This is a genomic window from Marinifilum sp. JC120 (assembly GCA_004923195.1).
Classification (GTDB): Bacteria; Desulfobacterota; Desulfovibrionia; order Desulfovibrionales; family Desulfovibrionaceae; genus Maridesulfovibrio.
The window spans coordinates 225,730-237,855 of record RDSB01000001.1 but is presented as its reverse complement, the minus strand read 5'-3'; the positions used below and the strand labels follow the sequence as shown (position 1 = coordinate 237,855).

At 44.4% G+C, this 12,126-nt stretch carries 13 protein-coding genes; 6 read left to right on the top strand and 7 right to left on the bottom strand.

Features of this window, described 5'->3' with window-relative positions; genetic code table 11:
- Positions 1–283 precede the first annotated feature (283 nt).
- The 4 genes from D0S45_01175 to D0S45_01160 form a co-directional block, all read right to left on the bottom strand.
- The gene (locus D0S45_01175) at positions 284–664 is read right to left on the bottom strand and encodes a RidA family protein (protein TIH19979.1); all 381 of its coding nucleotides are present in this window, start codon (positions 662–664) and stop codon (positions 284–286) included.
- Positions 665–679: 15 nt separating this feature from the next.
- Positions 680–1,663, bottom strand: coding sequence for a hypothetical protein (locus D0S45_01170; protein ID TIH19978.1), 984 nt, complete (start codon positions 1,661–1,663; stop codon positions 680–682).
- A gap of 76 nt (positions 1,664–1,739) precedes the next feature.
- Positions 1,740–2,093, bottom strand: a complete 354-nt coding sequence (locus tag D0S45_01165) for an anti-sigma factor antagonist (protein ID TIH19977.1) — start codon at positions 2,091–2,093, stop codon at positions 1,740–1,742.
- 81 nt (positions 2,094–2,174) lie between these two features.
- Positions 2,175–3,293, bottom strand: coding sequence for a response regulator (locus D0S45_01160; protein TIH19976.1), 1,119 nt, complete (start codon positions 3,291–3,293; stop codon positions 2,175–2,177).
- Between the two features lie 204 nt (positions 3,294–3,497).
- Here D0S45_01160 and D0S45_01155 point away from each other — a divergent pair, with 204 nt between their 5' ends.
- Both D0S45_01155 and D0S45_01150 read left to right on the top strand, forming a co-directional pair.
- A complete protein-coding gene (locus tag D0S45_01155; GenBank protein ID TIH19975.1) occupies positions 3,498–4,184 on the top strand; it encodes a pilus assembly protein PilZ in 687 nt (228 codons plus the stop codon).
- A 1-nt stretch (position 4,185) separates the two neighbouring features.
- A complete protein-coding gene (locus tag D0S45_01150) occupies positions 4,186–4,389 on the top strand; it encodes a hypothetical protein (GenBank protein TIH19974.1) in 204 nt (67 codons plus the stop codon).
- A gap of 73 nt (positions 4,390–4,462) precedes the next feature.
- Here D0S45_01150 and D0S45_01145 read toward each other — a convergent pair whose 3' ends face one another.
- From D0S45_01145 to D0S45_01135, 3 genes are all read right to left on the bottom strand, one after another.
- A complete protein-coding gene (locus tag D0S45_01145) occupies positions 4,463–5,194 on the bottom strand; it encodes an amino acid ABC transporter ATP-binding protein (GenBank protein ID TIH19973.1) in 732 nt (243 codons plus the stop codon).
- On the bottom strand, positions 5,194–6,207 hold the full coding sequence (locus tag D0S45_01140) for an amino acid ABC transporter permease (GenBank protein ID TIH19972.1): 1,014 nt from the start codon (positions 6,205–6,207) through the stop codon (positions 5,194–5,196). The genes D0S45_01145 and D0S45_01140 overlap by 1 nt, the downstream gene beginning before the upstream one ends.
- 155 nt (positions 6,208–6,362) lie before the next feature.
- The gene (locus tag D0S45_01135; protein TIH19971.1) at positions 6,363–7,181 is read right to left on the bottom strand and encodes an amino acid ABC transporter substrate-binding protein; all 819 of its coding nucleotides are present in this window, start codon (positions 7,179–7,181) and stop codon (positions 6,363–6,365) included.
- 430 nt (positions 7,182–7,611) lie between these two features.
- Between D0S45_01135 and D0S45_01130 the strand changes: the two genes are divergently transcribed.
- The 4 genes from D0S45_01130 (at position 7,612) to D0S45_01115 (ending at position 12,077) form a co-directional block, all read left to right on the top strand.
- A complete protein-coding gene (locus tag D0S45_01130; protein ID TIH19970.1) occupies positions 7,612–8,355 on the top strand; it encodes a basic amino acid ABC transporter substrate-binding protein in 744 nt (247 codons plus the stop codon).
- Positions 8,356–8,452: 97 nt separating this feature from the next.
- Positions 8,453–9,235, top strand: coding sequence for an amino acid ABC transporter permease (locus D0S45_01125; GenBank protein TIH19969.1), 783 nt, complete (start codon positions 8,453–8,455; stop codon positions 9,233–9,235).
- Complete coding sequence (locus D0S45_01120) at positions 9,225–9,962, top strand: amino acid ABC transporter ATP-binding protein (GenBank protein ID TIH19968.1); 738 nt, start codon at positions 9,225–9,227, stop codon at positions 9,960–9,962. Before D0S45_01125 ends, D0S45_01120 begins: the two co-directional genes overlap by 11 nt.
- 159 nt (positions 9,963–10,121) lie before the next feature.
- Positions 10,122–12,077 carry a hybrid sensor histidine kinase/response regulator gene (locus D0S45_01115; GenBank protein TIH19967.1) on the top strand — a complete coding sequence of 652 codons (1,956 nt, stop codon included), beginning with the start codon at positions 10,122–10,124 and terminating at the stop codon, positions 12,075–12,077.
- Positions 12,078–12,126 lie beyond the last annotated feature (49 nt).

The window sequence follows — 12,126 nt, the reverse complement described above, 5'->3', positions numbered from 1 at the left end:
AAGAACGACTCTTATTTTTAAATTTATTTTTGTGTTTGTTTAGTCTGTTCTTTTTGTCCGTCTTAGTTGTTTATAAGCAGAATACATGCCAGTTGTTGTCGGTAGAGAGTAACTGCTTTGATTCGCATGTCTTTTTTGCTGGTCAAGGAGAGATATAAATTTAGGTTGGTGAGGCTGTGTCGGAAAATGGACGGATAATTGGCAGCAAAAAGGGGTCGCTAGGACCCCTTTTAAAATTTCAAGTAAGATATGCCAATCGAAGCGGCGATAGCGCATCAATCAATTAGATGGCAGCGATGCATTTAATTTCCACGAGTCCGCCTTTGGGCAGTGCACTTACTTCGATGGCGGCCCGTGCTGGTTTGTGATTGGTGAAGAATTCGGAGTAGACTTCGTTGACCTTGGCGAAGTCGTTCATGTCGGTCAGAAAAACGTCAACACTGATGACTTTGGTCATGGCACTACCACAGGCATCAATAATGGCTTTCAGGTTTTCAAGAGCCTGCCTTGTCTGGTCCTGCACATCCTCGGAAACGAATTCCCCTGTGTTCGGGACAAGGCCAAGCTGTCCACTGACAAAGGCTTGTGAGTTGTAGATGGTAGCCTGTGAGTATGGTCCGATTGCCGCGGGCGCATTCTCTGTGTTCACGGTAGTAACTATCATATCCATTCCTTGTGTTTAAGATTGTTTGGGGAGTCCCCATAAATATTTGTCGGAAAAGCTTTCCGGGATAAATTTGGTAATCTGAACCAGTGCCGCTACAATCATACAGGACATAATCAGCCGACCCCAGAACAGGCCGGAAACATGCCCCCCGATCATCATAAGCAGCAGGGTGTCTTCGATCAGGCTGTGGCAGATGCTCATCAGGGTCAGGGAATAAAAAACGTCTTTTTTATCGATACGTCCTGATTTTGTTTCATGGATGATCATGCCGCCGCCGTAGGAAAGGCCCATGGTCAAGCCTACTACGGTCAAGGCAGAAGCCTTGGTGCCGATTCCCATCATGGTCAAAAAAGGACGGAGCAGGAAATCTATAGCTGCAATGACCCTGATTTTGGTCAGGATGCGCATGACCGCCAGCAGACATAAAATTATACCGAAGATAGAAATCAGGTTGCGGATTTCTCCCAAGGCCCATTGTAAAATTGTTTTCTCAATGGCGGAGTTGTCCGGGGTGAGCAGGATGTTGGCCGGCCCCTGAAGCATGTCAAAGTTCTGGTAGATCAAGTTCAGTACCAAGCCCATCAGGAAAGCCGCTGCCATTCTGATCACCAACTGGAATCCGAGTTTGGGGCCGGAACTTTGAACTACCCGCAATTCTACAGGCATGGAGTGAGCCACAAGAATCATTGTGCCCAGTACGGTTGCCTGCGCTGCTGTGAGGGGTTGGTCTTGAGCAAGACTCAAAAAGACGATTAGTCCGCTGTATATGTTGTTGATGAGTGCGGTGGCCCATACAAGACCCATTTCACCGGGAAGCCCGACCAGTTTCATGATCGGGGCAAGAGGAGCGGCCAGATAGCCGACCAGATTTAATTCCTGAAGAATTTTAACGGCAATAACCACCGGAATCATGATTTTGAATAGATCAAGACTAATGCGAGTGGCATCTTTTATTGTATCAAGAGCAGGGTGGAGTAGATTTTCTTTGAGGGACATAATTGTGGTGGATGGAGGATGAAAAAAGAAAACCGGGCAGACCCTTCAGTCTGCCCGGCTTATATATCAAGTTCAATTAGGCCAGCATTTTTTCTTTTAAGCCGTTCACTGCATCTTCTTCAGTTCCGTAGAGTTCGAAAACTTTGTGCAGAGCGGCGATGTCGATAATTTTTTTGACCCGGTCACTGATGTTGAACATAGCAATGTTGCCTTTTTCCTTCATCAGCTTGTTGCGCAGGGTAATCAAAGTGCCGATGCCCATGCTGTCCATAAAGTCAACGCTGTTCATATCAAGTGCTATGTTGAACTGCTTTTCTTCGAAAATCGGGCTGATCTGGCGCTGAAAATCATGGCTTACGGCATGGTTCAGTTCAGAGGATTCAATTTTTACGACGGTGATTTCATCTATTTGTTTAAAGCTGAGTTCCATTTTTTTTCCTTCTTATGTGGTTCTATTGCAAGGATCACGGGTGCAAACTACACCGCCTTTTAATTTCAATCAAGTCTGAGTTTAGCCGGGAAAACTGATTTGGAATGTTGCTCCGTCATCATTGAAAAAATTTACTTTTCCATTTAATTGCTGAGCAAGTGTTTCTACCAGGGTCATACCAAGTGTTCTTGAGCCGCTTATGGAGAAATTTTCGGGTAATCCTATTCCGTTATCTGACACTTCCAGCTCAATGTGGTCGTTCTTTCTATGCATGGAAACTTCCAGTTCCCCGCCGGTGTTCATTTCGTACGCATGGGTCAGGGCGTTTGAGACGAGTTCATTAATGATTAATCCACAAGGAATGGCAGAATCAATACCCATGTGTATGTCATTAATATTGTATGTAGGTTTGACCTTTCCGTCTACGGAATAAGATCTGAGCAGGAAGCTGATCAGGGTCAGAGCATATTCGTTCATATCAATGCGTGAAAGATCTTCTGAGCGGTAAAGCTTTTCGTGCAGCATGGACATGGAGCGAACTCTATGTTGGCATTCGCGCAGCAGGTTGTGTGCCTCAGCATCATCAGTGTAGCCACTTTGCAGGCTGAGCAGACTTGAAATCACTTGCAGGTTGTTTTTGACCCGATGGTGAATTTCTTTGAGCATGACTTCTTTTTCAGCCAGAGAAGCCCTGACCAGTGCTTCTGTTTTTTTGCGGGCTGTAATTTCTTCAGAAAGGACCTTGTTTATTAATTGCAGTTCTTCAGTCCTTTCACGGATTTTGCATTCCAGTTCTTCTTTGTACCGTTCATTTTCAACCAAAAGCCGTGCCCTTTGCCGGGTACGGAGAATGGCATTTTCCAGATCGTTAAGGTCGGTGATGGGTTTTGGAATGTAGTCCCATGACCCGAGCCTGACCGTTGCAATTACATCCTCGAAAGATCCTGTCCCGGAAACTACGATCACCGGGGTCTGCGGGGCTTCCTGTCCAAGTTTCTTGAGTACAGACAAGCCGTCCATTTCAGGCATTCTGAGGTCGAGCAAGACGACATCGGGTTTCTGTTTCCGGAAAATTTTAAGTCCTTCGTGACCATTGACGGCCTGCAATACTTCGTAGCCGCTGTCTTCAAGATAGTGTGCAATGGAAAGGCGCACGCTTTCGTCATCATCAATCGTTAATATTCTGAGGATTTCATCCATGGCAATATCCAATTTAGGCTTTAGTTATTTTGAGAAGCTGCAAATTTGCCTGATAATAATTTGGCACATTGGTTGTTAGTGTTTCCGGCTTAAGCTATATTATAGGTTGAAAAGCTTTATAACGGTGTGATTTTTGATTTTGTGATTATATATTGATAACGACTGTTAGCCAAGTGGATATTTTTTTATGGAGGTTGATTAAGGGTGGATAGATTGAGAATTTTGCTCGTTGCAGCCCCTGGCGATAACCGGGGTGTATATCTTCAGGCTATGAAGGATTATGATCTTGACTGCGATGTCGCCGAGTCTCTTCATGAGATTTCCCTCAATCACAATAAGATTAAATATAACGGTTTTTTAATCGATATTCCAACTCTACTCCGCTCAACAGCTACGGATAAAGCCGAAGCAAATCTTTTGAGCGATAATTTTCCGGTTATGCGATTAAGCTATAAGGCTTCTGAGGGCATCCGTTGTATACCGACGGGTAAATTTTCTGGTCATGGCAACTCCCTTGATTCTTTTTTTAAGGGAAGTTGCTTGAACTTTACAGCAAGATCGTTACGTGGCACCAAAAGGGCGAACAAGGTTTTGAATGTTCTGTTGAACAGGGATATCAATTCTCCTAAAAGTCATCTGGAAAAGAGCGTTGCCCTTAATTTTTCAGCAGAAGGTTGTTTTCTGTATTCTGTTTCAAGGTGGAAAAAGGGGGATCATCTCTGGCTGGCTTTTATGGAGCTTGCTGAAAAAACCCCCATTAAGTCGGAAGTTCTCTGGGTTGTCCCATGGGGCGTAAAGTCACAGATGCCCGGTATCGGGTTGAAGTTTTTATCCCTTTCCGAAGAACAGGCGGATCAGATTGATGCGTTAATTCAGGATAAGAAGGTGTAATATGAGTGAATTAAAGGAAGATAAAAATTTCGAGAGACTGCTGGAATGCATGGCCCGGGGGATTCTGGTTGGTGGATCAGTGGGAGCCATTGCGGGATGGTTTTTCATGGATATCCAGCGGGCATTGCTGCTGGGAATGCTGGTCGGGTGCGTTGCCGGGCTGACCATGAAGAATGTCCGCGATAAGAAGGATGCGGATGATTAACATCCAATATTTCTAATAAAAGAGGCCGTTTCCAGTATGGAAACGGCCTCTTTTATTTTGAGCTGTAAAAGAATTACAGGATCTGGCTGAGGAAAGCTCTGGTCCTGTCTGATTCCGGTTTGGTGAAGAAGTGTTCCGGATCTCCTTTTTCAATGAGCATGCCTTGATCCATGAAGATTACTTCGTCAGCTACTTCACGTGCAAAACCCATTTCATGGGTTACCACGACCATGGTCATCCCTTCTTTGGCAACTGTCTTCATTACGTCCAGAACTTCACCGACCATTTCCGGGTCAAGAGCGGAAGTTGGTTCGTCAAAGAGCAGAACCTTGGGTTCCATGGCCAGTGAGCGGGCGATTGCGACTCGCTGCTGCTGTCCTCCGGAAAGCTGGGCGGGAAAGACTCCGGCTTTGTCATGGATGCCTACTTTTTTCAGCAATTCCATGGCAATTTCCCCGGATTCCTTCTTAGATCTTTTGCGGACTACGGTCTGTGCTATGGTCAGATTTTCCAGTACGGTTTTGTGCGGAAAGAGGTTGAAAGACTGAAAAACCATGCCTACTTCTTCACGAATTTTGTTAATATTCGTTTTTGGAGAGAGGATATCAACTCCGTCAATGAAGATGTGACCGGAATCTGCGTATTCAAGTCTGTTCAAGCAGCGCAAGAAAGTTGATTTACCGGAACCGGAAGGGCCGATAACTACTACAACCTGTCCTTTGTTCACCGTATGGGAGACATTGGAAAGGGCTTGAACTTCATGGGGAACGTAAAATGTTTTGTATATATTTTTTACTTCAATCATTATCTCTGCACCATTCTTTTCTCAAGATACTGAACAAACATGGAGAAAGCAAAAGTCAGCAAGAGGTAAAGCAGCGCACAGAGGAACCAGAATTCAAAGGGCTGGAGGCTTGTGGAAACCGCTTCTCTTGTTCCTTTGGTTAATTCTCTGATGGCGATGACTCCAAGCAGTGAGGAGTCTTTGATCATGCTGATGAACTGTCCGGCCAGCGGAGGCAGAATTCTTCTGAAAGCCTGTGGCAGGATGATATTTTTCATAGCGTGATATTTTGACATGCCCAGTGACCGGGCTGCTTCCATCTGGCCGCGGTGAACTGACTGAATACCTGCACGTACAATTTCAGCCACATAGGCTCCGGCAAAAATAGCCAAAGAGGCTATACCGAACCACAGCGGCGGTATCTGAGAAATGTCGTACCTTGCAAGCATGTTGTTAATCAAAGTTCCCAGCACAAAATACCAGATGAATATCTGGACCAGCAGTGGAGTTCCGCGGATAAGCTCAATATAAGTTATTGCGGAAAGCCGTAGGGCCGGGTTTTGTGAAATCCTCGCCAGACCGGTGAAAAGGCCAAGCAGGATACCGAAGACGATGGCGATAGCACTGACCTTAAGGGTTACAAGTAAACCTTCAAGAATGACCCCTGTCTTCCATTCTTTTTCAATACCGATGGTATCACCTACAAAAATGGAATCATCTTCGTAGACTTGCAGATCGGAAGCAGGGACTTCGAATCGTTCAGATTCGTTATCTTCCCCTCTAACTATGACGATAGCATCATTACCCTGCTGTTTTATCGAGGTGACGCTGCCTTCAATGTTTGAAGTGATATGTACTTCATCTTCGTAATAGAAATAATTGGGAATTCGCTCCCACCTCCAGACATAATCAACCTGCTGCGTAGCCCAGTAAAGGCCGGAGATTGTAGCAAACAGACCGATATAGAAAACTGTCTTCCAGAAAATTTCGTAGTTCCGGCCTTTGCCGGGAGCTCTCATTGATGTTCCACTCATAATAAATCAAGCCGATGTTTAAAAATTATATACTTACAAAATTAAAAAATCAGATTGTTGAGAAAAGGCCGGTCAAATGGCGCATGTGACCGATCATGTTTCAACAATCTGAATCAGGAGCGGCCGTATGAGCCGCTCCTGTTGATATTAATATACTATTGGACGTTTTTACGCCATGCGGTGCTTTCAAACCACTTGTGGTAAAGTTTGTCGTAGCGACCGTCGTTTTTGATCTGGTGCAGGAAGTTGGTGAGGAAGTTCAGGAAATCGGGATCACCTTTGCGAACACCCCAGCCCAGAGGTTCAAAAGTAAAGGGCTTTTCAAGGAAGATGAGCTTGTCTTTACCCTGTTCCGCCATGAAGATAGCGTTAAAGGGCAGGTCATAGATCATTGCGTCAGCTTTGCCGTTGAGAACTTCAAGAGCAGCGTCGGTTTCAAGGTCGAAAGATTTGTACTTTGCCTTGGGCAGCATACGTTTTGCAGCCTGTTCACCAGTGGTTCCAAGCTTGGAAACGATGGTGTATTCAGGTTTGTTCAGGTCTTTATAGGATTTGATTTTGCCTTCAAGCTTTTTGTTTACCAGAGCAGTCTGGCCAACAACCATGAAAGGTTCTGCAAAGTTAATCTGGAGGTTACGTTCCTGGTTGACAGTCATACCGGCAGTGATGATGTCAATTTTGTCAGTAAGGAGGGCGGGGATGATGCCGTCGAATTCCATGTTGACCGGAACAAATTTTACACCCATGGCTTTAGCCATTTCGCGGGCAAGGTCGATTTCAAAACCGACGATACGGCCTTTATTGTCAGTCATCTGAAAAGGAATGTAACCGGAGGCGATACCGCAGCGGAGTTCACCTTTCTTTAGAATGGAGTTGAGAGTTGATTTCTTGGCCAGATCAATGTCGGCTGCGTTGGCGGTGGCTGCAAAGCACAGAGCCAGCACCATGATCAGCATCATGCAAATTCTTTTCATAGCTTTCTCCTTTAAAATCCTTGTCTGCATTTAAGTCAAAATACCTGTGAGCAAAGGGCCGATCAACCGTATTTGCCTTCTGTCAGTACTTCCTTAACAATCATTTCAACCTTGCAAATAGGGCAGGTCGGCATTGATTCCTTGGGGAAGTAGACAATACGTGTGTCACGGCATTTGGGGCAGATAACTTCTACAGCTTCCTGCCTTTCTTGTTTGACTTTGTTTTTCATTCGTAATGCCCCTTTTTGAAAAAAAGAATCTGGAAAATTAACTTTTTTTTGAATAAAGTTCAAGAAAACATTTTTTTACATGCATTATAATTCAAAGAAAACAATATTGTCCATGGAAACCGTTATTGACACGGTTACTTTTTTGTATAATTTTCATGCATGTGATTTTAAGGGTATTTTAACTTATTGGAGGAATATTTATGAAGAGGATTATAGTTGCCCTGTTGTTGACTATTCTTGCCGCAACACCTGCTCTTGCCGGAAAAAAGGTGATTAACATTGCATCAGACTGTACATGGCCCCCCATGGAGTTTGTCAATAAAGATAAGCAGATTGTAGGTTTTTCTGTTGATCTCATGAAAGCCTGTGCCAAGGCGGCAGGTTATGAAGTGAAGATCAAGAACGTTGCTTGGGACGGTATTTTCGCAGGTCTTGCAGCTGGCAAATATGATGCTATTTGCTCTTCCGTTACAATTAACGAAAAGCGCAAAAAAGTAATGAATTTCTCCGCTCCCTATTTTGAAGTTCAGCAGTCTGTTGTTACCGCCAAGGATTCCGCTGCGAAGACTCTTGCTGATTTCAAAGGCAAAAAAGTTGGTGCTCAGATCGGTACCACCGGTTACTTTGCTATTAAATCCGTTGAAGGCGTAACTCCCAAGTCCTATGACGAAATTGGACTTGCAATGGAAGACCTTTACAATGGACGCCTCGCCGCAGTTGTCTGTGACGATCCCATTGCAGCAGACTTTGCTTTGCAGCAGGAAGATTACTCCAAGAAGCTTAAAATTGCCTTTGTTGTAAAGAGTGACAAAGCTGAATATCTCGGTGTTGCTGTAAAGAAAGGTAATTCTGAAATCCTTGATATGATCAACAAAGGTCTTTCAGCTGTACGGGCTGACGGTACCTACGATATAATCAAAGCCAAGTGGTTCGGCAGCAATTAATTGCGCAGACCGCAGGCTTGAGTTGATAACAAATGGCCGGGATCGGACGTAACTGAGCCGGTCCCGGCATTTTCATGCAGCCCGGGTAAAATATATTATGAAAGAAAAACAAGTTAAGATTGAGGTTACGGACGGGGCCAGCATTCCCGATAGCAGTGATAAAGGGCTGTTGAATGCTTGGTGGGTTTCCTTTATCGGAGCCGTAGGGATTATCGCTTATTTGGTGATCACCAAGCCTGACCCGTACAGGGATATTCTGCTCTTTATTCCTGACGGAATTGTTGTAACCTTTGAAGTCACCATCTGTTCAATTTTCGGCGCTCTGTTCATTGGCCTTTTTACCGGGCTGGGTAGAATTTCCAGCAACAAAGTCATTAACCTGATTGCTTCTACTTATGTTGAAGTTGTCAGGGGTATCCCGCTGCTCGTACAGCTTTTCTACATTTATTATGCAATGGGCCGGGTGCTTCAGGTGCCGGATATGCTTTCCGCCATAATTGCTATGAGCGTCTGTTACGGTGCGTACATGGGTGAAGTTTTTCGTGCCGGTATTGAATCCATTGACCAAGGTCAGGTTGAAGCTGCAAGGTCATTGGGATTCAACAAAAATGAAACAATGTTTCTGGTTATTCTGCCGCAAGCATGGCGGACTATACTGCCTCCGGTCGGTAACGAATTTATTGCCCTGCTTAAAGATTCCTCGCTAGTGTCTATCATTGCTGTTGCAGATATTCTCAGGCGCGGACGTGAATTTGCAGCGGAAAGTTTTCAGTATTTTGAAACATATACTCTGATCGCACTTGTTTATCTGGTTATCACCTTGATTCTTTCAAGAGCGGTAAGCCACATGGAAGAGAGGTTGAGCCATTATGACCGTTAACCCCATCATTGAAATTAAAAATGTCTATAAGTTTTTCGGTGATCTGGCTGCACTCAGCGACGTTTCCCTTGATATCAAGCCGGGAGAAAAGGTCGTAATTATCGGACCATCAGGGTCCGGTAAAAGTACGCTTCTGCGCTCCATCAACCGCCTTGAAGAGATCAACAAAGGGTCAATTGTTGTTGACGGTCTTGATGTGCATGACAAGGATAACGACATTAATACTATTCGTCAGGAACTGGGAATGGTTTTTCAGTCCTTTAATCTTTTTCCGCATAAGACCGTATTGGAAAATCTGACCATGGCCCCGATCCGCCTTAAAGGAATGGAGAAGGAAGAAGCCAAGGCTATTGCCGTTGATCTGCTTAAAAAAGTAGGCATTCGTGAAAAGGCCAATGTGTATCCTTCCAAGCTCTCGGGCGGGCAGCAACAGAGGGTGGCTATTGCTCGCGCTCTGGCGATGAATCCTAAGATCATGCTTTTTGACGAACCTACTTCCGCGCTCGACCCGGAAATGATCGGGGAAGTTTTAGATGTAATGAAAAATCTGGCCCGTGAAGGCATGACCATGGTGGTTGTAACCCATGAAATGGGCTTTGCCCGTGAAGTTGCCGACAGGATTGTTTTCATGGAAGATGGAAGGATTATAGCATGTGCTCCCCCGGAGGAATTTTTCAGCAGTGCCGATCATCCGCGTCTTAAGCAGTTTCTGGATCAGATTTTATAAAATAATAAAATGCATTATGCTTAATTGGAGCCGGTTCTGTAAATTTCAGGACCGGTTTTTTTAGTGATAAAATAAATAGAATGTGTTTTCAATTCTGTTAATATCTATTATATCACATGTTATGATTTGTTTTAAATAAGTATTAACGGGGTAGAGTTGATGGCAGGTAAGCGGATTCTTGTTGTTGATGATGAAAAGATAGTCAATCTTGATATTCAGGCGACACTTAGGCGATTGGGGTATATTATCGCAGGCAGTGCCGGGGCCGGAAGAGAAGCAATTGATAAAGCTGAGGCCACACAACCTGATTTGGTTATCATGGATATCAAGCTTCAGGGTGAAATGGATGGAATTGAAGCAGCTAATGCTATCATCAGAAAATTTGATATTCCTATTGTTTTTCTAACCGCCTTTTCTGATGAAAAAACCCTTGGCAGGGCGAAACTTTCCGGGCCTTTCGGTTATCTGCTGAAACCTTTTGAAGAGCGTGAGTTGCGTTCATCCATTGAGATTGCCTTATTCAAGCACGGCATGGAGCAGGAATATCGGCAGGCAGTTGCTGATGCTGAAGCTGCAAACGAAGCCAAAAGTTCCTTTCTTGCTACCATTAGCCACGAATTGCGTACCCCCATGAACGGAATTCTCGGATTGAGTGAGATCCTGCTTGGAAGTGGACTTGCTTCTGAACAGCAGGAATATGTTGAATTGATCAAGGGGTCTGCTTCCTCATTATTGCGGGTTTTAAATGATATGCTGGACTACTCAAAGATCGAGCGGCGTATTCTTGAATTGCGGGAAGGGGTTTTTGATATCCGTCAGATTCTGTCATTGGTCGTAAATTCTCATACTCCTAATGCCGAAAATAAAGGCTTGACCATGGAGTGTTTCCTCCATCCCGATATTGCCGGTGAAATGCAAGGTGATTCAGGGCGGTTGACCCAGATTTTGAATAATATTGTCAGCAATGCAATTAAGTATACGGACAAAGGAGGCATTACGATTGAAGTTATGCCGGACGAATGTGATGTAGACCCGTATCCCGCAGGTTGCGTAAGATTGCTTTTTATTGTTTCTGATACCGGAGTAGGCATTTCTCGAAATAAGGCTGATTCAATTTTTGAAAGTTTCACCCAACTTGAAGATTATATGACCCGAAAGCACGGCGGTATCGGGCTGGGACTGGCTATCACCCATAATCTTATTAATATGTTGCAAGGATCTATATGGCTGGAGACAAAGCCTGCACAGGGTAGCAGTTTTTATTTTACCGCAGTATTCAAGTCTGTCGATGGAGACATGGAGGAGAAAGCTCAGGGAGCTGTTAATGAATGTATAAATTTTAACCAGTTCAAGCGGGTTATGCTTGCTGATGACAATATTATTACCCGCAGGGTTGTGTCTGCTTTTCTTGAAGATGCCAACTGTGAACTTGAAATGGTTGAGAACGGACGGGAAGCAATAAGTCTTTTAGCCCGAAAGCCTTTTGATCTGGTTATTATGGATATTCAGATGCCGGTCATGGACGGTTTGGAAGCGACGCGTCTTATCCGTACAGGTTATATTGAAGAAGTTGACCCGCAGATTCCTATTCTTGCCCTTACTGCACATGCCATGAAAGGGGATAGGGAGCGGTGTCTTGATGTGGGGATGAACGGATATTTGTCCAAGCCTTTCAACTCCTGTGATTTGATGCAGGCTATGTTGTCAGTTGTGCAAGGTGAAGATAGCGTTGATCAGGTAGTGATTGAACAGGATACAAATTTTGAAAACGCCCTCAATCTTGATTTGAAGGGAACCATCAATAGACTCGACGGTAATGGCCAGCTTGTGCGTGAAATCTATCGCCATTTTCTGAAACTTGTCCCCATGCACTTTTCTAAGGTTGATAAAGCAATTGCCGACTGTGATCTGGAAATTCTTAAGTGCGAGATTGCTCTTTTGCATGGCCTGTCTCTTGATGTTGGAGCTCACAAGCTTTCCTCTCTGGCACAGGAGGTTGAAAAAATTATCCAGCACGGAAGTATGGCTACAGTGGAAGGATTGGTCTCATGCATGAAGAAGGAGGCGGACAATACTTTTGCAGTAATGTCCGATTATATTTTTAAATCAGCCTGATTTTAATTGTGCTTGTTTTTTTTATCTGTGAGTATGGGCATCCTTCAGC

Coding starts and splice junctions, on each gene's coding strand:
- D0S45_01170 (TIH19978.1), bottom strand. CDS start 1,663: ATGTCCCTCAAAGAAAATCTACTCCACCCTGCTCTTGATACAATAAAA.
- D0S45_01130 (TIH19970.1), top strand. CDS start 7,612: ATGAAGAGGATTATAGTTGCCCTGTTGTTGACTATTCTTGCCGCAACA.
- D0S45_01120 (TIH19968.1), top strand. CDS start 9,225: ATGACCGTTAACCCCATCATTGAAATTAAAAATGTCTATAAGTTTTTC.
- D0S45_01160 (TIH19976.1), bottom strand. CDS start 3,293: ATGGATGAAATCCTCAGAATATTAACGATTGATGATGACGAAAGCGTG.
- D0S45_01175 (TIH19979.1), bottom strand. CDS start 664: ATGATAGTTACTACCGTGAACACAGAGAATGCGCCCGCGGCAATCGGA.
- D0S45_01115 (TIH19967.1), top strand. CDS start 10,122: ATGGCAGGTAAGCGGATTCTTGTTGTTGATGATGAAAAGATAGTCAAT.
- D0S45_01140 (TIH19972.1), bottom strand. CDS start 6,207: ATGAGTGGAACATCAATGAGAGCTCCCGGCAAAGGCCGGAACTACGAA.
- D0S45_01165 (TIH19977.1), bottom strand. CDS start 2,093: ATGGAACTCAGCTTTAAACAAATAGATGAAATCACCGTCGTAAAAATT.
- D0S45_01135 (TIH19971.1), bottom strand. CDS start 7,181: ATGAAAAGAATTTGCATGATGCTGATCATGGTGCTGGCTCTGTGCTTT.
- D0S45_01145 (TIH19973.1), bottom strand. CDS start 5,194: ATGATTGAAGTAAAAAATATATACAAAACATTTTACGTTCCCCATGAA.
- D0S45_01125 (TIH19969.1), top strand. CDS start 8,453: ATGAAAGAAAAACAAGTTAAGATTGAGGTTACGGACGGGGCCAGCATT.
- D0S45_01150 (TIH19974.1), top strand. CDS start 4,186: ATGAGTGAATTAAAGGAAGATAAAAATTTCGAGAGACTGCTGGAATGC.